The 23328-nt window shown below is 60.4% G+C and carries 17 protein-coding genes; 13 read left to right on the top strand and 4 right to left on the bottom strand.

Annotated elements, in window-relative coordinates; translation table 11 throughout:
* Positions 1 to 64: 64 nt before the first annotated feature.
* The 12 genes from ACIPY9_RS03680 (at position 65) to yccS (ending at position 18559) form a co-directional block, all read left to right on the top strand.
* Complete coding sequence (locus ACIPY9_RS03680; RefSeq protein WP_400697096.1) at positions 65 to 2284, top strand: primosomal protein N'; 2220 nt, start codon at positions 65 to 67, stop codon at positions 2282 to 2284.
* A 202-nt stretch (positions 2285 to 2486) separates the two neighbouring features.
* A complete protein-coding gene (gene argS, locus ACIPY9_RS03685) occupies positions 2487 to 4223 on the top strand; it encodes an arginine--tRNA ligase (protein ID WP_400697098.1) in 1737 nt (578 codons plus the stop codon).
* 1 nt (position 4224) lies between these two features.
* Positions 4225 to 4917 (top strand): SPOR domain-containing protein, encoded by a 693-nt coding sequence (locus tag ACIPY9_RS03690; protein WP_400697099.1) that lies wholly within the window; start codon positions 4225 to 4227, stop codon positions 4915 to 4917.
* Positions 4918 to 5135: 218 nt separating this feature from the next.
* Entirely contained in the window at positions 5136 to 5729 is a 594-nt protein-coding gene (gene betI, locus ACIPY9_RS03695; RefSeq protein WP_400697100.1) for a transcriptional regulator BetI, read from the top strand.
* A 106-nt stretch (positions 5730 to 5835) separates the two neighbouring features.
* Positions 5836 to 7308 (top strand): betaine-aldehyde dehydrogenase, encoded by a 1473-nt coding sequence (gene betB, locus ACIPY9_RS03700; RefSeq protein WP_400697102.1) that lies wholly within the window; start codon positions 5836 to 5838, stop codon positions 7306 to 7308.
* A 146-nt stretch (positions 7309 to 7454) separates the two neighbouring features.
* Positions 7455 to 9158 carry a choline dehydrogenase gene (gene betA, locus ACIPY9_RS03705; RefSeq protein ID WP_400697103.1) on the top strand — a complete coding sequence of 568 codons (1704 nt, stop codon included), beginning with the start codon at positions 7455 to 7457 and terminating at the stop codon, positions 9156 to 9158.
* A 104-nt stretch (positions 9159 to 9262) separates the two neighbouring features.
* Positions 9263 to 10705 (top strand): TldD/PmbA family protein, encoded by a 1443-nt coding sequence (locus ACIPY9_RS03710; protein ID WP_400697105.1) that lies wholly within the window; start codon positions 9263 to 9265, stop codon positions 10703 to 10705.
* On the top strand, positions 10705 to 12030 hold the full coding sequence (locus tag ACIPY9_RS03715) for a TldD/PmbA family protein (protein WP_400697106.1): 1326 nt from the start codon (positions 10705 to 10707) through the stop codon (positions 12028 to 12030). The genes ACIPY9_RS03710 and ACIPY9_RS03715 overlap by 1 nt, the downstream gene beginning before the upstream one ends.
* Before the next feature lie 67 nt (positions 12031 to 12097).
* The gene (mdtD, locus tag ACIPY9_RS03720) at positions 12098 to 13501 is read left to right on the top strand and encodes a multidrug transporter subunit MdtD (protein ID WP_400697107.1); all 1404 of its coding nucleotides are present in this window, start codon (positions 12098 to 12100) and stop codon (positions 13499 to 13501) included.
* 143 nt (positions 13502 to 13644) lie between these two features.
* Positions 13645 to 14982, top strand: a complete 1338-nt coding sequence (gene dbpA, locus ACIPY9_RS03725) for an ATP-dependent RNA helicase DbpA (RefSeq protein WP_400697413.1) — start codon at positions 13645 to 13647, stop codon at positions 14980 to 14982.
* Between the two features lie 65 nt (positions 14983 to 15047).
* Positions 15048 to 16226 carry an NAD(P)/FAD-dependent oxidoreductase gene (locus ACIPY9_RS03730; RefSeq protein ID WP_400697109.1) on the top strand — a complete coding sequence of 393 codons (1179 nt, stop codon included), beginning with the start codon at positions 15048 to 15050 and terminating at the stop codon, positions 16224 to 16226.
* Positions 16227 to 16360: 134 nt separating this feature from the next.
* A complete protein-coding gene (gene yccS / locus ACIPY9_RS03735) occupies positions 16361 to 18559 on the top strand; it encodes a YccS family putative transporter (RefSeq protein ID WP_400697111.1) in 2199 nt (732 codons plus the stop codon).
* Here the strand turns inward: yccS and ACIPY9_RS03740 are convergent.
* Positions 18522 to 19277 (bottom strand): substrate-binding periplasmic protein, encoded by a 756-nt coding sequence (locus ACIPY9_RS03740; RefSeq protein WP_400697112.1) that lies wholly within the window; start codon positions 19275 to 19277, stop codon positions 18522 to 18524. The genes yccS and ACIPY9_RS03740 overlap by 38 nt on opposite strands.
* 252 nt (positions 19278 to 19529) lie before the next feature.
* Between ACIPY9_RS03740 and ACIPY9_RS03745 the strand changes: the two genes are divergently transcribed.
* A complete protein-coding gene (locus ACIPY9_RS03745) occupies positions 19530 to 19988 on the top strand; it encodes a GNAT family N-acetyltransferase (RefSeq protein WP_400697114.1) in 459 nt (152 codons plus the stop codon).
* 12 nt (positions 19989 to 20000) lie between these two features.
* Here the strand turns inward: ACIPY9_RS03745 and ACIPY9_RS03750 are convergent, their stop codons facing one another.
* The 3 genes from ACIPY9_RS03750 to ACIPY9_RS03760 are packed head-to-tail and all read right to left on the bottom strand — an operon-like array spanning position 20001 to position 23021.
* Positions 20001 to 20297, bottom strand: a complete 297-nt coding sequence (locus ACIPY9_RS03750) for a helix-turn-helix domain-containing protein (RefSeq protein WP_400697115.1) — start codon at positions 20295 to 20297, stop codon at positions 20001 to 20003.
* Positions 20298 to 20322: 25 nt separating this feature from the next.
* The gene (locus ACIPY9_RS03755) at positions 20323 to 20850 is read right to left on the bottom strand and encodes a M48 family metallopeptidase (protein WP_400697116.1); all 528 of its coding nucleotides are present in this window, start codon (positions 20848 to 20850) and stop codon (positions 20323 to 20325) included.
* A gap of 41 nt (positions 20851 to 20891) precedes the next feature.
* Positions 20892 to 23021: an EAL domain-containing protein gene (locus ACIPY9_RS03760; protein WP_400697117.1), complete on the bottom strand. Its 2130-nt coding sequence runs from the start codon at positions 23019 to 23021 to the stop codon at positions 20892 to 20894.
* Positions 23022 to 23328: the final 307 nt, after the last annotated feature.

The following is a 23328-nucleotide window of genomic DNA, read 5'->3' on the forward strand; positions in this document are numbered from 1 at the left end:
AACCTTTGAACCGGTCGTCTGCTAAGATCGCGCATCCATCCCACTCCACCACAGGACGCCTCGCTTGCCCAACGCCATCCTGCGCCTGGCCCTGCCCTCGCCGCTTCGCCGCCTGTTCGATTATCGTGCGCCTGCCGGCGTCTCGCGCAGCGCCTTGCAGCCCGGCATGCGTTTGCGGGTGCCGTTCGGACGACGGGAAATGATCGGCATCCTGGTGGAAATCGTCGATCACAGCGAAGTCCCCGACGACAAGCTCAAGCCAGCCATCGCCCTGCTCGACAGCCAGCCCCCCCTGCCAGCATCGTTGTTCAAGCTGTGCCTGTGGACGGCCCAGTATTACCAGCACAGCCTGGGCGACACCCTCAGCTGGGCGCTGCCTGTCCTGCTGCGTCAGGGAGAACCGGCCGAGGCTCGCCAGGAACGCTTCTGGCACGTCGCGCCCGGCGCCAGTCTCAACGATCCGCGTATCGCCCGCGCGCCCAAGCAGCGGGAAGCCCTGAGCACCCTGGCCCAGCATCCCCATGGCGTGGCCCATCAGTTGCTCAGCAAGCTCATGCTGAACAAGGACAGCCTCAATCTGCTGCTGGCCAAGGAGCTGGTGCAGGTGGAAGTCCGCAGCCATGCGCCCATCGCCCGTCACGAACACTGGCTGGCACAGCCAGAACTGCCGCTCAACAGCGAGCAACGCGCTGCCTGCGAGGCCATTCGGGCCGGGTTCGGCAGTTTCCATGCGTTCCTGCTGGCAGGCGTTACCGGCAGCGGCAAGACCGAAGTCTATCTACAGCTGATCCGCGAAACACTGGAGGCTGGCAAACAGGCGCTGGTACTGATTCCGGAAATCAACCTGGGGCCGCAGACCCTGGCGCGCTTCGAGCAGCGTTTCAATGCACGCATCGCGTTGCTGCATTCGGCCGTCAACGACCGCGAACGGCTGGATGCCTGGCTGGCTGCGCGAGATGGAGAGGCCGACATCATCATCGGCACCCGCTCGGCGCTGTTCACCCCCATGAAGCATCCGGGCCTGATCATCATCGACGAAGAGCACGACGGCTCCTATAAACAGCAGGAAGGCTTGCGCTATCACGCCCGTGATCTGGCACTGGTGCGAGCACGACAGGAAAACATCCCGATTGTGCTGGGTTCGGCCACACCTTCTCTGGAAAGCCTGCACAACGCCTACACCGGTCGTTATGGCCTGCTGCGCCTGAATCAGCGGGCCGGCGGTGCCAGCCAACCCCGTTTCCTGCGCCTGGACGTCAAGAGCAGGCCGCTGGACAGCGGCATTTCCGGGCCGATGCAACAAGCCATCGGCCAGACCCTGGCGGCAGGCCAACAGGTACTGGTCTTCCTCAATCGACGCGGCTTCGCGCCCACACTGCTGTGCCATGATTGCGGCTGGCTGTCGGGATGCCCCCGCTGCGATGCGCGCATGACCGTGCATCAGCGCTCCGACGAACTGCGCTGCCATCATTGCGGGCATGTCGAGCGCGTTCCACGCCAGTGTCCGTCGTGCGGCAAGGTGGATTTACGGCCGGTGGGTGCCGGGACCGAGCGGGCCGAGGAGCGTCTGGCCATTCTGTTTCCTGACTACCCGGTTCTGCGGGTGGATCGCGACAGCACCTCACGCAAGGACGCGATGAATAACCTGTTCGCCACCATTCAGCGCGGGCAGCCGTGCATTCTGGTCGGCACACAGATGCTCGCCAAGGGACATCACTTCCCTCGCGTGACGCTGGTTTCGATCCTGGACGCCGATGGCGGGCTGTTTTCCGGGGATTTCCGGGCCAGCGAGCGCATGGCGCAACTGATTGTGCAGGTGGCCGGGCGCGCAGGCCGGGCCGAAGAGCCGGGCAAGGTCATCATCCAGACACACCTGGCCGACCACCCGCTGCTGATTCAATTGACCGAACAAGGCTACTTCGCCTTTGCCGAACAGGCCCTGAGCGAACGCCGGGCTGCCGGACTGCCGCCCTTCTCCCACCTGGCCCTGTTGCGTGCCGAAGCACACAAGCCTGGTCAGGCAGAAGAGTTTCTGGACCACGCCTGTACGGAAGCCGAACACTGGCTGGCGCACATGAATCTGAGCGGCGTTGAACTACTTGGCCCGGTTCCGGCTCCGATGGAGCGACGCGCAGGGCGCTACCGTGCGCAATTGCTGGTTCAGGCCAACGCTCGCGCCCCGTTGCACAAGCTGCTGAGCACCTGGCTGCTGGCTCTGGAGCAGATGCCCAGCGGGCGACAGGTGCGCTGGTCGCTGGATGTAGACCCTGTGGATCTTTATTGATTGCGGGTTTTGTTCGCGGATGAATCCGCTCCTACACGGGAGAGTTTTTCGCGAATACATTTGCTCGTGTAGGAGCGAATTCATTCGCGAAAGGGGCGTCCGAACCAGAATGAATTGGCAAGCTTGCCCCGGCAACGGATAATAGCCAGTTTTTCCACCCGCGCATCCCGGCGCTACCGCGCTTGCGGTTGAAGAGAGCATCATGAAAGACACCATTCGCCAGCTGATCCAACAAGCCCTGACCCGACTCGTCACCGAGGGCGTCTTGCCAGAAGGGCTGACGCCGGCGATTCAGGTGGAAAACGCCCGTGACAAGACTCACGGCGACTTCGCCAGCAACATTGCGATGATGCTCGCCAAGCCAGCGGGCATGAAACCGCGTGATCTGGCCGAAAAGCTGATCGCCGCCCTGCCTGCCGACGAGCAGGTCAGCAAGGTCGAAATCGCAGGCCCCGGCTTCCTGAACTTCTTCCAGAACACCCAGGCCCTGGCTTCTCGCCTGGATGCCGCACTGGCCGACCCGCAACTGTCGGTGCGCAAGGCCGGCCCGACACAGCGCGTGGTCGTTGACCTGTCGGCTCCGAACCTGGCCAAGGAAATGCACGTAGGCCACTTGCGTTCGACCATCATCGGCGACGGCGTGGCCAACGTCCTGGAATTCCTGGGCGACACCGTGATTCGTCAGAACCACGTGGGCGACTGGGGCACCCAGTTCGGCATGTTGCTGGCCTATCTCCAGGAAAAGCCCGCCACCAGCGACGAACTGTCGGATCTGGAAAACTTCTACCGTGCCGCCAAGCAACGCTTCGACGAGTCTGAAGAGTTTGCAGAGCGCGCCCGTGGTCTGGTGGTCAAGTTGCAGGCAGGCGATGCCGACTGTCTGGCCCTGTGGAACCGCTTCAACGAGATTTCGCTGTCCCACTGCCAGAAGACCTACGAACGCCTGAACGTCAAGCTGACGCCCGCCGACGTCAAGGGTGAAAGCGCCTACAACGACGATCTGGCCAATGTCGTCAGCGACCTGAAAGCAGCCGGCCTGCTGGTGGAAAGCAACGGCGCGCAGTGTGTATTCCTCGAAGAATTCCGCACCGCCGAAGACACGCCGCTTCCGGTCATCGTGCAAAAGGCTGGTGGCGGCTACCTGTACGCCACCACCGATCTGGCCGCCATCCGTTATCGCAGCAAGACGCTGAAAGCCGACCGCGTGCTGTATTTCGTCGATCAGCGTCAGGCCCTGCACTTCCAGCAAGTGTTTGAAGTCGCACGTCGTGCAGGCTTCATCCATGAAGGCATGCAGCTTGAACACATGGGCTTCGGCACCATGAACGGCGCCGATGGCCGTCCGTTCAAGACCCGCGATGGCGGCACCGTCAAGCTGATCGACCTGCTCAACGAAGCCGAAGAGCGTGCCTACACCCTGGTGAAGGAAAAGAACCCGGACGCTGCCGAAAGCGAACTGCGCAGCATTGCCAAGGCCGTGGGTATCAGCGCGGTGAAATACGCCGACCTGTCCAAGCACCGCACCAGCGACTACAGCTTCAACTTCGACCAGATGCTCAGCTTCGAGGGCAATACCGCTCCGTATCTGCTGTATGCCTACACCCGCGTATCGGGTGTATTCCGCAAACTGGGCACGCCGTTCGACGCCACTCAGGGCAGCATCGTCCTCGAGGCTCCACAGGAGCAGGAACTGGCGGCGCGTCTGGCCCAATTCACCGAAACCCTGAATAACGTCGCAGAAAAAGGCACACCTCACGTACTTTGTGCTTACCTGTATGACCTTGCGGGTCTGTTTTCCAGCTTCTATGAAAACTGCCCGATCCTTGGTGCGGAAAACCCCGATCAACAACAAAGCCGCCTGCGTCTGGCGGCCCTGACCGGTCGCACTCTCAAGCAAGGCCTGGATCTGTTGGGTCTGGAAACTCTGGAGCGTATGTAAGTTGGCAGTTGCGAAGAAGAAACCGGCTCCCAAGCGGGGCGCCAGCCGTTATCAGGCACCCGCGAAGAAGCCGATTCCAGGATGGTTATGGCTGGTTATCGGTTTGACCGTAGGGGCATTCATTGTTTTTCTGATGAAGCTCGAACCAGGCGGCGAAGACGTCAAGCGCGCCAAGGCCGAGGCCAAGGCGGCAAAGATCGCTGAAGCGAACAAGACACCGCCGAGCCCGACGGCACCGGTCAAGCCCAAGTACGACTTCTACACGCTGCTGCCGGAATCGGAAGTGATCGTGCCGAACGAAGCGGTGCCTGAAAAGACACCGCCACCGGTAACACCGATTGCGCCGGTCACCCCCGAGCAGGCGGCAAAGATCGATACGGCACGCGCCCAGGCAGCCCTCAGCGGCCTGACACCACCTCCGGCTCCGCCCGTGGCCACTGCAAAACCGGCGGCCGTGACCCAGTTCTTCCTCCAGGCGGGCTCGTTCCGTAAGAAAGAAGACGCCGACAAGGTACGGGCCCAGATCATCCTGCTCGGTCAGGCCGCGTCCGTCGAATCCGGCACGGTCAAGGAAGAAACCTGGTACCGCGTGCTGGTCGGTCCGTTCAGCAACCGGGAACAACTGACCACCGCTCAGAAACAACTGGCGGGTGGCGGATTCAACAACCTGTTGTTGCAACAGCGCAGCCGTTAACCCCTCCAGAACACCGCCTTGCCCACACTCGGGCAAGGCCTCCCACAACCCATTGTGGAAGCTGCGGGCAGCAGACTCAGCCCATTCCCCCTAAAAAACATTCCGCCTGAAAACGCCATTTCAGAGCCTTTCGCTGCACCCGTGATTTTTTATTGATTGATCGTTCAATTAAAAACAAATAGGCTAAAAAGGGTCAGCAAGTCGAGGAGACCAGACCAATGCCCAAGGTTGGCATGCAACCCATCCGTCGCCAGCAACTGATCCAGGCCACGCTCAGTGCGATCGATCAGGTCGGTATGGGCGACGCCAGTATTGCCTTGATCGCACGTCTGGCAGGCGTTTCCAACGGCATCATCAGCCACTACTTTCAGGACAAGAACGGCCTGATCGCCGCCACCATGCGCCACCTGATGAATGCCTTGATCCAGAACATCGGCGAGCGCCGTCTGGCCCTGACAGACAACAGCCCGAGAGCCCACCTGCAAGTCATCATCGAAGGCAACTTCGATGTCAGTCAGGTCAATGGCCCCGCGATGAAAACCTGGCTGGCCTTCTGGGCCACCAGCATGCATCACCCGTCACTGCACAGATTGCAGCGGATCAACGACCACCGCCTGTACTCGAACCTGTGCTGCCAGTTCCGCCGCGTACTGCCGCTGGAACAGGCACGCAGCGCTGCCCGAGGGCTGGCGGCACTCATCGATGGTCTGTGGCTGCGCGGGGCGTTGTCAGGTGATGCCTTCGACACCGGACAGGCGCAACGGATCGCTTACGAATACATGGATTTCCAACTGGCGAAAGCGGTGAGCTGAAGCGCGTTAACGCAAAACTCATCGAACGACTCGATACGAATGTTGCCCAAACTCACCGGCAAGCTGAGATCAGTCATCGCCCAACCCCTGAATTTGCGAGGACTTTATGGCCCGTTTTGAATTGCAGAAACTCTACATCGATGGCGGTTACGTCGACGCCAGTCACTCCGCCACGTTCGACGCCATCAACCCGGCGAACGGCGAAGTCCTCGCGCAAGTACAGCGTGCAGGCAAGGAAGACGTCGAGCGCGCCGTGCTCAGTGCCGAGAAGGGCCAGAAAGTCTGGGCCGCCATGACCGCCATGCAGCGCTCGCGCATCCTGCGCCGTGCCGTGGATATCCTGCGCGAGCGCAACGATGAACTGGCGGCACTGGAAACACTGGACACCGGCAAGGCCTACTCCGAAACCCGCTATGTCGACATCGTGACCGGTGCCGATGTGCTGGAATACTACGCGGGACTGGTGCCTGCCATCGAGGGCGAGCAGATCCCGCTGCGGACCTCCTCGTTCGTCTATACACGCCGCGAGCCGCTGGGAGTCGTGGCCGGCATCGGTGCCTGGAACTACCCGATCCAGATCGCCCTGTGGAAGTCCGCTCCCGCCCTGGCGGCAGGCAACGCGATGATCTTCAAGCCCAGCGAAGTCACGTCCCTGACCACTCTGAAACTGGCAGAGATCTACACCGAAGCAGGCGTACCCGACGGCGTCTTCAACGTCCTGACCGGCAGCGGTCGTGAAGTCGGCACCTGGATCACCGAGCATCCGCGTATCGAAAAGGTTTCCTTCACCGGCGGCACCGACACCGGCAAGAAGGTCATGGCCAGCGCTTCAAGCTCTTCGCTCAAGGAAGTGACCATGGAACTGGGCGGCAAGTCGCCGCTGATCATCTTCGACGACGCCGACCTGGATCGCGCCGCCGACATTGCGATGATGGCCAACTTCTACAGCTCCGGTCAGGTCTGCACCAACGGCACCCGCGTGTTCGTGCCCAACGCGCTTAAAGCACAACTGGAAGCCAAAATCCTGGAGCGCGTCAAACGCATCCGCATCGGCAACCCCGAAGATGAAAACACCAACTTCGGGCCGCTGGTCAGCTTCGACCACATGGAAAACGTGCTGGGTTACATCGCCAAGGGCAAGGAAGAAGGTGCGCGCCTGCTGTGCGGTGGCGAACGCCTGACCGAAGGTGCTCTGGCCAGGGGCGCGTTCGTGGCCCCGACCGTGTTCACCGATTGCACGGACGAGATGACCATCGTGCGCGAAGAAATCTTCGGCCCGGTCATGAGCATCCTGGGTTACGACAGCGAAGAAGAAGTGATCCGCCGCGCCAACGACACCGACTTCGGACTGGCCGCAGGCATCGTGACCCGCGACCTGAACCGCGCACACCGCGTGATTCACCAGCTTGAAGCCGGTATCTGCTGGATCAACGCCTGGGGAGAGTCGGCGGCAGAAATGCCGGTCGGCGGCTACAAGCAATCCGGTGTCGGCCGTGAAAACGGCATCAGCTCGCTGGCGCAATACACCCGCATCAAATCCGTGCAGGTGGAACTGGGCGATTACGCATCCGTATTTTAAAGAAACATCCGTTTCAAGCGGCAAGCTGCAGGCTTCAAGTAGAAGCAAAAGCAAAGCAGCTTGCTGCTCCATCCTTACAGGCAACGCCTCACTGCCTTTGCTTGCAGCTCGAAACTTGAAGCTTGCAGCTCTACGAAGGAGCCCCTATGACCACGCAATCCGAATTCGACTACATCATCATCGGTGCCGGTTCCGCCGGTAATACCCTGGCAGCCCGTCTCACTGAGGACGCAGGCGTCACCGTTCTGCTGCTGGAAGCCGGCGGCCCGGATTATCGTCTGGACTTCCGCACCCAGATGCCCGCCGCACTGGCGTTTCCCCTGCAAGGCCGTCGCTACAACTGGGCCTATGAAACCGATCCCGAGCCCCACATGAACAACCGCCGCATGGAATGCGGACGCGGCAAGGGGCTGGGCGGTTCATCGCTCATCAACGGCATGTGCTACATCCGCGGCAACGCCATGGATTATGACGGCTGGGCCAAGGAGCCCGGTCTGGAAGACTGGAGTTACCTCGACTGCCTGCCTTATTTCCGCAAGGCCGAAACCCGCGACATCGGCCCCAACGATTATCACGGCGGCGACGGCCCGGTCAGCGTGACCACGCCCAAGGCGGGCAACAACCCGTTGTTCCACGCCATGGTCGAAGCCGGTGTCCAGGCCGGTTACCCCCGCACCGACGACCTCAACGGCTATCAACAGGAAGGTTTCGGGCCGATGGACAGGACCGTGACTCCCAACGGCCGTCGCGCCAGCACCGCGCGTGGTTATCTGGACGAAGCCAGGAAGCGCCCGACCCTGACCATCGTCACCCATGCCCTGACTGACCGCATTCTGTTCGACAACAAGCGTGCCGTAGGCGTGGCTTACCTGCACGGCGACAGCGACACCCGCATTGAAGCCCGTGCGCGCAAGGAAGTCCTGCTGTGCAGCGGAGCCATCGCCTCGCCGCAGATCCTGCAACGCTCCGGCGTCGGCCCTGCCGAATTGCTGCAGAAGCTCGACATTCCGGTGGTCCACGACCTGCCCGGTGTCGGCCAGAACCTTCAGGACCACCTGGAGATGTACCTGCAATACGCCTGCACTCAACCCGTTTCGCTCTACCCTTCCCTGCTGTGGTGGAACCAGCCGGCGATTGGTGCAGAGTGGATGTTCCTGGGCAAAGGCATCGGCGCCAGCAACCAGTTCGAGGCCGGCGGTTTCATCCGTTCGCGGGAGGAGTTCGAGTGGCCGAACATTCAGTACCACTTCCTGCCGGTTGCGATTAACTACAACGGCAGCAATGGTGTGAAGGAACATGGCTTCCAGGCGCACGTCGGCTCCATGCGCTCACCGAGCCGTGGCCGGGTGCAGCTCAAGTCCAGGGACCCTCGCGAACACCCGAGCATCCTGTTCAATTACATGGCCACCGAACAGGACTGGCAGGAGTTCCGCGACGGCATTCGCCTGACCCGGGAGATCATGCAGCAACCGGCACTGGACCCGTATCGCGGCCGGGAAATCAGCCCCGGAATCGATGTGCAGTCCGATGAGGACCTAGACAAGTTCGTCCGCGAACACGCCGAAACCGCGTTCCACCCGTCCTGCTCCTGCAAGATGGGCACCGATGAAATGGCCGTGGTCGATGGCCAGGGTCGCGTCCATGGCTTGCAAGGCCTGCGCGTGGTGGATGCCTCGATCATGCCGATCATCACCACCGGCAACCTCAATGCCCCGACCATCATGATCGCCGAGAAGATCGCCGATCGAATCCGTGGCCGCCAGCCGTTGCCACGCAGCACCGCCGATTATTTCGTGGCAGGCGACCGCCCGGCACGCGGCAAGCCGGTGCGCGAGGTAGCACAGGCGTAATTCAGGCTCTATGATTCGCGGGCGAGTCCGTCTTGTTCGTGAATGAATTCGCTACAGACAGGCGAATTCATTCGCGAAGCCCGCCCCACAAGGAGTCCCTCTGCATGTTCGATTTCTCCGCTCAGCTCAAGCAGCGGTTCGCCGCCTTGCAGAGCGATGCGCAATTCTTTTCGGTTCGTTATGTCCGCCGGAGCAGCCAGCACCTTAGTGTGCGCAAGAACGTGGCTGAACCACCGTCGCTGGGCAGCGATGAAGGGGCGATGCTGACGGTCCGCCTCAACGGTGTCGAAACCTACGCCGCCACCAACGATATTTCACAGCGCGGCTTGCAGGCCGCACTGCAACAGGCCGAAGCACTGGCCCGTCGTCTGGCACCGCATACGTTGCTGGACCTGACCGATCATGCCGTGTCCACGGCACGCGCCGATTACCTGTCGCCCAACCTGAACAGCGCCTTCCCGAACCTGAGCGACTGCATCGACCTGCTGATGGCCGAGTCGAACGCCGTCCCCAGGGACGAACGCCTGGTGAACTGGCAGGCCAGTCTCGGGCTGGAAAACGTCGAGCAGATCTACCTCAACAGCGCAGGCGCAGAGATTCGTCAGGCGCAACGTTTCGTCTTTCCGGGCATGACGGTGACCGCCTACGACGGGCGCGACAGCCAGACACGCAGCCTGGGCCGGGACAATTTCGGTCAGCAAGGCGGTGCGGAGATCATCCACAACTGCGGCCTGATCGGTGCCGCCACACACGTGGCCGATCAGGCCCTGCAATTGATCCTCGCCCCCAACACGCCCACCGGCCCGCGTGACCTGTTACTGATGCCGGACCAGATGATCCTGCAGATCCACGAATCCATCGGCCATCCGCTGGAACTGGACCGCATTCTGGGTGACGAGCGCAATTACGCGGGCACCAGCTTCGTCAAGGCCTCGGATTTCGGCACGCTGCAATACGGCTCCAGGCTGTTGAACGTGACCTTCGACCCGGACATTCCCGAACAACTGGCCAGCTACGGTCATGACGACGATGGCACGGCAGCGAGCAAGCAATTCCTGATTCGCGACGGCCTGCTGCAACGCCCATTGGGCGGTGCCCTGTCGCAATACCGCTCCGGCTTGCCGGGCGTCGCCAACAGCCGCGCCTGCAACTGGAACCGCCCGCCCATCGACCGCATGGCCAACCTGAATATTGAACCGGGCGACCAGTCTCTGGAGCAACTGATCGGCGGCATCGAGCACGGCATCCTGATGTCGACCAACCGTTCGTGGTCCATCGACGATGCACGCAATAAATTCCAGTTCGGCTGCGAGTGGGGCCAGTTGATCGAGAACGGCGAACTCAAGGGCGTGGTCAAGAACCCCAACTATCGGGCGATTTCCGCGCAGTTCTGGCGCAACCTCAGCGCAGTCGGCGATGCCAGTACGTTCAAGGTGCTGGGCACACCCAATTGCGGGAAAGGCGAACCCAATCAGGTGGTGCGTGTCGGTCACGCCTCGCCAGCCTGTGTTTTCGCCAACGTCGATGTCTTTGGAGGTGATGCCTGATGTCGCATCAACAGCAATTCGAGGCATTGGTCGCCGCCCTCAAGAAGCAGATCAGCCCGAACGAACACTTCACCCTGACCTACAACGCAGAGGCCTCGGATTTCATTCGTTTCAACCATGGCCAGGTGCGTCAGGCCGGGCATGTGCAGCAAGCCAGCGTGACCTTCAAGCTGATCGATGACGGACGCCATGCCGATCTGGATCTGACCCTGTCGGGTGATGCCCAGGTCGATGACCAGCGCCTGACCCAGGCCTTGCTGCAATTGCGTGCAACCGTGAGTTTGCTGGCCAAAGACCCCTATCTGCTGCCCAATACCGAAGCCTGGAACAGCCACAATCAGCAAGAACGACCGCTACCGGACAGCGGGCATGTCGTGAAACGGATCAGTGAGCTCTCCGAGGGGCTGGATCTGGTGGGTTTCTATGCTGCCGGCCCTGTCTACCGTGGGTTCGCCAGCTCATGGGGTGCTCTGGGCTGGCATCAGGCCAATAGCTTCAATTTCGACTGGAGCCTGTTCCACGAAAACGGTCAGGCCGTAAAAGCCGGTTATGCCGGGCATGACTGGAACGACGAGGCCTTTGCCAGACGCTTCAATCAGGCCCGCGAGCAGTTGCAGTTTCTTGGCCGCCCGCTACGCACGCTGGAACCGGGGCAATACCGCGCCTATCTGGCACCGGCTGCCCTGGATGAAATCATTGGCATGCTGTGTTGGGGCGGGTTCTCCGCTCAGGCACTGGCCAGCAAACACAGCCCGTTACAGCGGCTGTACAGCGGCGATACCCGGTTCAGCCCGCTGTTCAGCCTCGACGAACAGGTCAGCGGCTCGCTCTCGCCTGCGTTCTCCCGCGAAGGCTACCCTCGCAAGGACTTGTCCCTGATCGCGGCCGGTGAAGCTCGCGAACAACTGGTCGACTCCAGCAGCGCCGCCGAATATGGCCTGCAAGCCAACGGTGCGGACAACGGGGAATGGCCCAGCGCGTTGAACATGGCAGGCGGCACGCTGGAGCAGGATCAGATTCTGCAACAACTCGGCACCGGCCTGTACATCAGCAACCTCTGGTACCTGAACTTCTCCGACCAGTCGGCCGCACGCCTGACCGGCATGACCCGCTTTGCGACCTTCTGGGTCGAGGACGGCAAGATCGTTGCCCCCGTCAGCACCATGCGTTTCGATGACAGCGCCTACAGCCTGCTGGGCCATGCACTGGAAAACCTGACCCGCGAGCGTGAGCTGATTCTGTCGGCCAGCACTTACAGCCAGCGTCAGACTGCGTCCAACCAGTTGCCCGGAGCGCTGATCAGCAAGCTGACCTTGACGTTGTAAGGTCGTTTTTCGCGAATGAATTCGCTGCAGGAGCGAATTCATTCGCGAATTGCCACAGGGAATTCACATGCCACTTCTGGACGAAAAAACCCTGCGCTGGATGCCCTGGGTCATTGCCATCGCCTTCTTCATGCAAAGCCTGGACGGCACGATCCTCAATACCGCCTTGCCGTCCATGGCCCATTCGCTGGAAGAGGACCCGCTGCGCATGCAGTCGGTGGTCATTGCCTACATGCTGACCATCGCTCTGCTGATCCCGGCCTCCGGCTGGATCGCCGACCGTTTCGGCATCAAGCGCATCTTCTTCAGCGCGATCCTGTTGTTCAGCTTTGGTTCACTGCTGTGCGCACTGTCCAACTCGCTGAACATGCTGGTGGCGGCACGGGTGATCCAGGGGTTTGGCGGTGCGTTGATGCTGCCGATCGGACGGCTGATCGTCTTGCGTGCCTATCCACGTTCGGAGCTGGTGCGGATCATGGGGTTCATCACCGTGCCCGGTCTGCTCGGGCCATTGCTGGGGCCGACCCTGGGCGGCTGGATGGTCGAATACCTCAGCTGGCACTGGATCTTCCTGATCAATATTCCGGTGGGCTTGCTGGGCTGTTACGCCGTCAAACATTTCATCCCGGATATTCCCGGCGGCGGGCGCACGCGCTTCGACGGCACAGGCTTCATCCTGTTCGGTGCCGCGATGGTGCTGATCACCATTGCACTGGAAGGGCTGGGCGAACTGCACCTGCCCCACATGCGCGTGGTGTTGCTGTTGTTCGCGGGCATGGGCTGTCTGGCGGCCTATTGGCTGCGGGCCGGGCATGTGGAGTTTCCTCTCTTCTCTCCGACCCTCTTCCGCACGCGAACCTTTGCGGTGGGTATCCTGGGTAACCTGTTTGCCCGGCTGGGCAGTGGCGCGCTGCCGTTTCTGGTGCCGTTGCTGCTGCAAGTCGCGCTGGGCTATTCACCGTCCCAGGCCGGGATGAGCATGCTGCCTCTGGCTGCGGCGGGCATGTTCGCCAAGACCATCGCCCGCTGGCTGATCGAGTGGCTGGGCTATCGCATCATCCTGACCGGCAACACGCTGTTGCTGGGTATCCTGCTGGCGACACTGGCGCTGGTCGACACCCAGACACCGTATTGGGTGCTGCTGGTGCACCTGGGCCTGCTGGGTGCGGTGAACTCCTTGCAGTTCACGGCCATGAACACCGTCACCCTGATCGATCTGGACGATGCCAGCGCGGCCAGCGGCAACAGTTTGCTGTCGGTCGTGGCGCAATTGTCGTTGAGCCTTGGCGTGGCCAGCGCAGCAGCCCTGCTCGGCGGTTTTACCGATGACGTGGCCACTGGCGAAGTCAGCAGTGTATTGGGCGCCTTCCAGCTGACGTTCCTGAGTGTCGGCATGCTGGCGATGTTTGCGGCGGGGATATTTCTGCAATTGCCGGCGCGGGAGGGCAAGAAAATTGTTGTTCGCGAATGAATCCGCTCCTACGGTGGGAGCGAATTCATTCGCGAAGGCATCAATGCCACCCTCACGACCTGATACACTGCGCGACATTTTTGTTTTACAGGTTCACCGTCGTGACTAACACCGCTTTCAACACTTTGCCCCTGTCCGCTGCCATGCTGGCTAACCTGGAGTCGCTTGGTTACGCCGAAATGACACCGATTCAGGCGCAAAGCCTGCCGGTGATTCTCAAGGGCATGGACCTGATCGCCCAGGCCAAGACCGGCAGCGGCAAGACCGCAGCGTTCGGGATCGGCCTGCTGAATCCGATCAACCCGCGCTTCTTCGGCTGCCAGGCACTGGTGATGTGCCCGACCCGCGAGCTGGCCGATCAGGTGGCCAAGGAAATCCGCCGTCTGGCCCGCTCCGAAGACAACATCAAGGTGCTGACCCTGTGTGGCGGCGTGCCTTTCGGCCCGCAGATCGGCTCGCTGGAGCACGGCGCGCACATCATCGTCGGCACACCGGGCCGTATCCAGCAGCATTTGCGCAAAGGTTCGCTGGTGCTGGACGGGCTGAACACCCTGATTCTCGATGAAGCCGACCGCATGCTGGACATGGGCTTCTACGACGCCATCGCCGACATCATCGAGCAGACCCCGCAACGTCGCCAGACCCTGCTGTTCTCCGCCACTTACCCGGTCGGCATCAAGCAGCTTGCCTCGAAGTTCATGCGCGACCCGCAGACCGTCAAGGTCGAAACACTGCATGCCGACAGCCAGATCGAGCAGATCTTCTATGAAATCGCTCCAGAGCAACGTCTGGAAGCCGTGGTCAAGGTGCTCGCTCATTTCCGTCCGACATCCTGTGTGGCCTTCTGCTTCACCAAACAGCAGGTTCAGGAAGTCGTCGATCACCTGACCGCCAAGGGCATGTCGGCTGTTGGCCTGCATGGCGACCTGGAACAACGCGATCGCGATCAGGTACTGGCAATGTTTGCCAACCGCAGCACCTCGGTACTGGTTGCCACCGACGTCGCCGCGCGTGGCCTGGATATCGATGCGCTGGACATGGTCATCAACGTCGAACTGGCCCGCGACTCGGAAATCCACATTCACCGCGTTGGCCGTACGGGTCGTGCAGGTGAAACAGGTATTGCCGTCAGCCTGGTCGCCCCTTCGGAAAGCCAGCGTGCCCGCGCCATCGAAGAGCTGCAAAAGGCTCCGCTGAACTGGCAGCAGTACGACGCCCTGAAACCCAAGGAAGGTGGCAAGCTGCTGCCTGCCATGACGACGCTGTGCATCGGCTCGGGCCGCAAGGACAAACTGCGTCCGGGCGACATTCTCGGCGCACTGACCGGCGAAGCCGGCATTCCGGGCGCGCAGGTCGGCAAGATCGCCATCTTCGACTTTCAGGCCTATGTGGCCGTTGATCGCAGCATTGCCAAACAGGCACTGGAGCGTTTGAACAACGGCAAGATCAAGGGCAAGTCGCTGCGGGTTCGCATTCTTTAAGCCCCCCGACAAAAAGCTTCGCGAATAAATTCGCTCCTACAAGGCTGTAACGAGAGGACCATGCTGTGCCCGTTACCGACGTTGTCATCATTGGCGCTGGCGCCGCAGGTTTGATGTGTGCGCTCACCGCCGCCGGGCGCGGGCGCAAGGTGATGTTGATCGATCATGCCAACAAACCGGGCAAGAAGATCCTCATGTCCGGTGGCGGGCGCTGTAACTTCACCAACATGTACACCGAGCCGGCCAACTTTCTGTCGCAGAACCCGCATTTCTGCAAATCGGCCCTGGCCCGCTATACCCAGTGGGACTTCATCGAGATGGTCGCCAGACATGGCGTGCCTTATCACGAGAAGAAGCTCGGCCAGCTGTTCTGCGATAACAAGTCCAGCGACATCCTCGAAATGCTGCTCGAGGAATGCCGACAGGCCGGTGCCAGCCTGCATATGGACACCTCCGTGCAGCAGATCGAGAAGACCGACACCGGCTACCGCCTGGAAACCACGCTGGGCACCCTGAACTGCGAGTCGCTGGTCATCGCCACCGGCGGCCTGTCGATCCCGACGCTGGGTGCCACCGGTTTCGGTTATCAGGTCGGCAAACAGTTCGGACATACCCTGCTGCCCACAAGGGCCGGTCTGGTGCCATTCACCATCACCGACCAGCTCAAGGAGCTGTGCAGTGAATTGTCCGGAACGTCGGTGGATTGCCTGGTCAGCTGTAATGACATGAGCTTCCGCGAGAACATCCTGTTTACCCACCGCGGCCTCAGTGGCCCAGCGATCCTGCAGATATCCTCGTTCTGGCAGCCCGGCGACACCGTGGAAATCAACCTGCTGCCCGACCATGACGCCGCAAGCTGGCTGGCGCAACAACAGGCCGAACGCCCGAACAGCGAACTGAAAACCCTGCTGGGGGAAATCTTCACCAAGAAGATGGCCAACCTGATTGCCGAGCACTGGTTCGTCTCCAGACCGATGAAGCAGTACACCCATGCAGAACTGGCCGGGATTGCCGACAGACTGGCGAGCTGGAAGGTGATACCGGCCGGCACCGAAGGCTATCGCACCGCCGAAGTGACGCTGGGCGGTATCGATACCCGGGAAGTGTCGTCCAAGACCATGGAGTCGCTGAAATCGCCGGGGCTGTATTTTGTCGGCGAAGTGCTGGATGTGAGCGGCCATCTGGGCGGCTTCAACTTTCAGTGGGCCTGGGCATCGGCCTACGCAGCCGCGCAATACGTGTAATAGAGCGGCGCAGCAGAAAAACGGCACGCGCGGGGGAATAATTTTTTTCCCAAGCGGATGTACAGGCCTGCTTCGGGCCTGTACATATCCATCTGCAAGACCGATCAATTGCGAACAAGGCCGTCATCTCATTCATGGCATCAAAATCACTGAGTCATTCGTTTCGCCGGTTATGGGCACTGGACAAGTTCAGCTATAGCGTTCGGGTCTTTATCGCGCTGACCGGCAGCATGGCGCTGTGCTGGTATCAGAATGAGATGGGGCTGTTGATTCCGCTGTTCCTGGGGATTATCGCCTGCGCCCTGGCCGAAACCGATGACAGCTGGCAAGGCCGCCTCAACGCCCTGGCCGTGACTCTGGTGTGTTTCAGCATTGCCGCCCTGGCCGTTGAACTCCTGTTTCCCTACCCTTGGCTGTTCGTGTGCTCACTGGCGCTGGCCAGTTTCTGCCTGACCATGCTCGGTGCGCTGGGCGAGCGCTATGGAGCCATTGCCTACGGCACCTTGATCCTGTCGGTCTACACCATGATTGGTGTGGATCAGCGTGGCGGCGAAGTCCTCGATTTCTGGCATGAACCGATGCTGCTGGTGGCGGGCGCAGCCTGGTACGGCCTGTTGTCGGTACTGTGGCAGATGCTGTTTTCCAACCAGCCGGTCCAGCAGGCCCTGGCGCGCCTGTTCCGCGAGCTGGGGTTGTACCTGAAGCTCAAGTCGACGCTGTTCGAGCCGATCCGGACGCTGGATGTGGAAGCCCGGCGCCTGGAGCTGGCCAAGCAGAACGGTCAGGTGGTGGCGGCACTCAACGCAACCAAGGAAATCATTCTGCACCGTGTCGGCAGTGGTCGGCCCGGCTCGAAGGTCAGCCGCTACCTGAAGCTGTATTTCATCGCCCAGGACATTCATGAGCGCGCCAGCTCGTCGCATTACCCGTACAACTCGCTGGCCGAAGCGTTTTTCCACAGCGACGTACTGTTTCGCTGCCAGCGCCTGCTGCGCCAGCAAGGCGTGGCCTGTCAGGCATTGTCCGAATCCATCCAGTTGCGCCAGCCCTTTGTCTACGACCCCAGCTTTGCCGAAGCCATGGAAGACCTGCGCGCGTCCCTGGAGCATCTGCGCATCCAGAGCAATCCGGCCTGGCGCAGTCTGCTACGCTCCTTGCGGGCACTGGCCGCCAACCTGGAAACACTCGATCGCCTGATCAGCGATGCCAGCAACCCGGACGCCGTGGCCGACGCCACCGACAGCAGCCTGCTGGACCGCTCACCGCGCAACCTCAAGGATGTCTGGACACGTCTGCGACTGCAGATGACACCGACGTCGCTGCTGTTTCGCCATGCCTTGCGCCTGCCGCTGGCCCTGACGGTCGGTTATGCCATGGTGCATCTGATCCACCCCTCGCAAGGCTACTGGATCATCCTGACCACCGTTTTCGTCTGCCAGCCGAGCTACGGCGCGACCCGACGCAAGCTCGGGCAAAGGATCATCGGCACCGCCCTGGGCCTGACCGCGGGCTGGGCGCTGTTCGAGCTGGTCACCAGCCCGATCCTGCAATCGATGTGTGCCGTGCTGGCCGGCGTGGTGTTCTTCGTCAACCGAACGACGCGCTATACCCTGTCGACCGCCGCCATCACCGTCATGGTGCTGTTCTGCTTCAATCAGGTGGGCGATGGTTACGGGCTGTTCCTGCCACGGCTGTTCGACACCCTGCTGGGCAGCCTGATTGCAGGCCTGGCGGTGTTCCTGTTCCTGCCAGACTGGCAAGGCCGCAAGCTGAACAAGGTGCTGGCCAACACGCTGACCTGCAACAGCATCTACCTGCGTCAGATCATGCAGCAATACGCCAAGGGCAAGAGCGACGATCTGGCCTACCGGCTGGCCCGGCGCAACGCGCACAACGCCGACGCCGCGCTGTCCACGACCCTGGCCAACATGCTCATGGAGCCGGGGCATTTCCGTAAGGAGGCCGATGTGGGTTTCCGCTTTCTGGTGCTGTCCCACACGCTGCTGAGTTACCTGTCCGGCCTGGGTGCACATCGCGACACCCAACTGCCCAACGATGTCCATGAACAGCTCATCGATGGTGCAGGCGCGGCCCTGGCGTCGAGCATCGACGAAATTGCCCAGAGCCTGGCCAACAAGCAGCCGGTTGCCGTCCAGAACGACACGGAAGAAGCACTGGCGACCCAGCTGGAGCAGATGCCCGACGACCTGGACGAAAGCCAGCGACTGGTGCAGACGCAACTGGCCTTGATCTATCGCCAGCTGGCACCGCTGCGCACGCTGGCGGCCCACTTGATCAAGGGTCCGGAGACGTCCATAGACCGTGCCGTCTGAGCAGTTCGTCGTAACTGCCGTCGGCCTTCATGGCCTCGATTTCACGGTCGAAACCGGCCACGATCTGCGCATGCCTGGGGTTCTTCAGGCTGACGAGGATGTGCAGGCCGTTCTCTCTGGGTGATCCGGGCAGAAACTCGACCCGATCACGGACCTCTTCGGACTCATGCGCCAGGTTATAGAGAGCCACGTATTCATCTTCCAGCGTCAGATCGACACGCCCGGCCGCCAGCATGTTCACGGCCATGGAAAAACTGTGGACCGGGACCTTTCTCAGCGCCGGATCATTGTCGAAGAGCGGGTAGTACGCATACCCACGCACCACCGCAATCCTGTGCGCGTGCAAAAGCGCCGGGGTCGAGACATCGACTTCGGTATTCCTGCGTTTGAGAAAGCGAATCCTGTTGAGCAGGTATTCAGCAGAAAATTGACCAATCCGGGTGCGATCTTCAGAGAACCAGGCATTGATCAGCACATCATTGCGCCCTTCTGCGATGCCGTGCACGGCCCGAGCCCAAGGAACCTGCTCGTAAAGCGTCCTGTATCCGGCCCGGTGCAATGCCGTCCTGACGATATCGGTCGCCAGCCCGCCATTGAGCAATGTTTCATCAGTAAACGGAGGCCATGCATCGGCAACCAGGCGCAGTTTTTCTTCTGCACCAGCCGGGGCCATCAATAGCCAACCCAGTAGTCCTATGGCTTGAAGCAATCGCAACATGCTTAAGCTCCACGGATGAACGACAAGCCCGGTCCAGAATGATGGCGTTCGGCCAAGACTGTCACCTGAAGTCTGTATTGAAGCCCCAATTGCTTCAGGAAACAACCCACAGAAATGTTGCACTCCTACCATCACTCCATCGGTTTTTCATCCCGCCAACATTGAAACAACAGACAGACCTCACCGCACTTTATTGGGAATGCCGGCGGATGCGTTTAGAATTCCCTTCTGGTTTCTCTCCGAGTCAACAACATGCCTATCAAATGGATCTGCAAACACCATACCGACCTGAGCATCGAGCAGCTGTACGCCGTTCTGAAGCTGCGCTCAGAGGTGTTCGTGGTCGAACAACAGTGCGTGTTTCAAGATGTGGATGGTCTGGACCTGACAGGCGACACCTGCCATTTGATGGCCTGGCAAAACGGTAGCCTGGTGGCTTACCTGCGCTTGCTGGACCCCATCCAGCAAGGCGGCGATGTCACCATTGGCCGCGTGGTGACCGCCCCGTCGATTCGCAGCCGGGGCATGGGTCATGAACTGATGGTCCAGGCCCTGGAGCATGCCGAGAAAAAATGGCCCGACCAGCCCATCTATCTGTCGGCTCAGGCACATTTGCAGGGTTACTACAGCCGCTATGGCTTCAACCCGGTTGGCGAGGTGTACATGGAGGACGACATTCCTCACATCGGCATGCGCCGGGACCTCGAATAAGGAAAACCCCTCTCAGGGGTAGCCCAGCACATCCTTGATACGTGCCAGGTTCCGGGTAATCCAGTCCCGGTCGATCGCACCCCAGTCACGAATCCGGTACTGCCCGGCATGATTACGGGCGCCCTCCTGCTGCTCGAACTCACATTCGATATCCAGATCCGCCAGGGCTGCAATGGTGTCCTGAGCCGTACGGCGCGGCATGCCGGTGACGTCCATCAACGCCGGGACGCTGCTGGCCAGCTGGCAATCGATCAGGTAAGCCACGTACAGACGACGATAAAAACTGCTCTTGGTCTTGCTGACATCCATCTTCAAATCCTTGGTGGTGCGATACTCAGGTCATCGATCCGGCAGCAGCCTGAAGATCGCGATACGTCAGATAGACCCGCAAGTCGAATTCCAGTTGGTGGTAGCCAGGCTGCATGTACTCACAGAGCTGATAGAAGGCCTTGTTGTGATCGGACTCCTTGAAGTGAGCCAGCTCATGCACCACGATCATTCGCAGAAACTCGGGGGCCGCCTCCTTGAACAAGGCCGCGACACGAATTTCCTTCTTGGCCTTGAGCTTGCCGCCCTGCACCCGTGAAATCGTGGTGTGCAACCCCAGTGCGCGATGAGTCAGATCGAGGCGATTGTCGAACAGCACTTTATCGATAGCCGGCGCGTTACGCAGATGCTCCTGCTTCAAGGCCTGCGCATAGGCATATAGGGCCTTGTCACTCTGTATCTGATGACGCTCCGGGTAGCGCTGCTGCAAATAATCGCCCAGCCTGTTCTGCGCAATCAACTGCCTGACCTGATCCTGAAGGGCGGCAGGATAGGCTTGCAAGTATTTGAGCGGAGCATGAACAGGTGAAATCATGGGAGCGCATCGAGTGGTTCAGAAGCGCCAGTCTACCGCAATCACACCCGTGGCAGCTTTGCCCAGTCGAAGTGTTGGGGGAAACACATCGCATCCTCGGCATCCAGTGGATACGCCACCAGGAACCCCTGGATCACCTGACAACCGTTCCTGGCCAGCCACTCATACTGCTGAAAGGTTTCGACACCTTCTGCAATCACCAGCATGCCCAGGTTGCGACACAGATCGATGATACCGCTCGCCAGGACGGCATCCCGCGGCGAGTCGAGCAGACCGGCAATGAAACGCCGATCCAGCTTCAAGGTGTCCAGCTCAAGGTTTCGCAAATGTGTCAGCGAACACTCCCCCACCCCGAAGTCATCCAGCGCCACCCGCACACCGATCTCACGCAACTGCCGCAACTGCTTGTGGCTGTGGGTCAGGTTACTCACCAATGACAATTCCGTGATCTCGACTTCCAGCTGACCGGGCTGAAGCTCGAAACGCTCCATGGCGCGCTTCAGCTCCGAGGCCAGGTTAGGCATGCAGAACTGTGTCGGGCTGACGCTGACGCTCACCACCAGGTCGGAGGCAAACATCCGGTTCAAGGCCTGGCGCTGCTCGGCGCCCTGATCGAAGATCCAGCTGCCGAGCCGGTTGATCAGACGCGTTTCTTCAAGCAAGGGGATAAACAGTGCAGGCGGCACTTCCCCGACACTGGGGTGCTGCCAGCGCAGCAAGGCCTCGAAGCCACGCAAACGGCCATCCGCGATCTGCACCTGAGGCTGATAGACCACGGAGAAATTCTTGCCATCGATGGCCGTGCGCACACTGTCTTCAAGCATCAGACGCGAGCGGGCACGCCCGTTCATGTTCTGGTCGTAGAATCGATATTGCTGACGACCGGCACGCTTGGCCTCGTACATGGCGATATCCGCGGCGCGCAGCAAGCCATCGAGGTTGGAGCCGCACTCGGGATAGGTCGCAATCCCGATACTGACCCCCAGCGAAATATCCACGCCATCGACCTGCCGCTTCACAGACACGCGCTCGATGAGCTTTTCGGCCACCTTGGCCGCCTGTTCGGGATAATCGAACCCGTCGATCACCACGGTGAATTCGTCGCCCCCCATACGAGCCAGTACATCGTAGGGACGCAGGCAGTCCTTGAGCTGTTCGGACACCCAGAGCAACACCTGATCGCCCGCGTCATGCCCCAGCGAGTCATTGATCAGTTTGAAACCATCCAGATCCAGATAAAGCACGACCAGATACTTGTCCGCATGCTCGTTGCGCAACAGCATGCCTTCGACCGCCTGATAGAAACCACGCCGGTTGAGCAACCCCGTCAGGGCATCGGTGACCGCCTGCTGCTCCAGCTGTTGATACAAGTCCCGCACCACCGACATGTCGAGAATGGTCAACACCATGGCCTTCTGCTCGACAGGCAAAGGCGCACAGGACAAGGCCACCGGCAGCTCATTGCCTTCGGTCGTCATCAAGATCGCGTCGTGGACACGGTAGGTATCGGCCTTGCGATAGCTCTTGTAGAAATTCGACTCCAGCCAGCTCTCGACCTGAGGCTCATGGACATAATCGAGCACGGCCGTGCCGCATAGACGCTCGACAGGCGCACCCAGCAAACGGCAGATCGCCGGATTGGCAAAACTGATGATGCCGGACTCGTCGACCACCAGAATCCCTTCCGCCACATTGGCCAGTACCGACGCATTGAAGGCCCTGGCACTCTCCAGCTCCTGGGTAAGTTTCTGCAAGGCACGACGATTGCGCTGCTGATCCAGAAGCGCCTGGACCTTGGGCTTGAGTACATTCGGATCGAAAGGCTTGAACAGGTAATCGACCGCACCACTGGCGTAGCCCTTCTGGACCGCAGCCTGCGTCTGTTCATTGGCCGTCAGGAAGATGATCGGCGTCAGGCTCGTTCTCTGGCTACCGCGCATCAATCGTGCAACTTCAAACCCATCCATGCCTGGCATCTGCACATCAAGCAAGACCAGATCCACCTCTTGCTCCAGCAGCACCGTCAATGCCTCAACCCCTGAGCTGGCCGTTACGATGCGCCAATCCGTGCGTTGCAGAACCGCGCACATCGTCACCAGATTTTCAGGGTAGTCATCAACGACCAGCAGAACCGAGGAGCCATCACTGGGCTTGGGTTGCATGCATTCCATGCTGCTTCTCTAATTGTGGGGATGTGCCTGATAAAAGGAAAACCATCATCCAATTTGTATCAACTTTAGTCGCTTCTGAAAAAATCATGAGAAATGCAGCCCATTGCCACCACAAATGATTGATTTAACCGACTAACGGTATATTCCTGCAGGCCATATAAAACCTGTCCTACAAGAAATGTGACAGCACTTTGACGTCATTCGTTCGACCATCCGGCATTAACAAATGCTCCTGCAAATCGTATAAGAACGGCTCAAACCCTCTGACGAGAGGCCTTTCTGGCTAACGACTGCATATTTTTTGGAA

The sequence above is a fragment of the Pseudomonas sp. NPDC089734 genome (genome assembly GCF_044748865.1).
In the GTDB taxonomy this organism is placed as follows: domain Bacteria; phylum Pseudomonadota; class Gammaproteobacteria; order Pseudomonadales; family Pseudomonadaceae; genus Aquipseudomonas.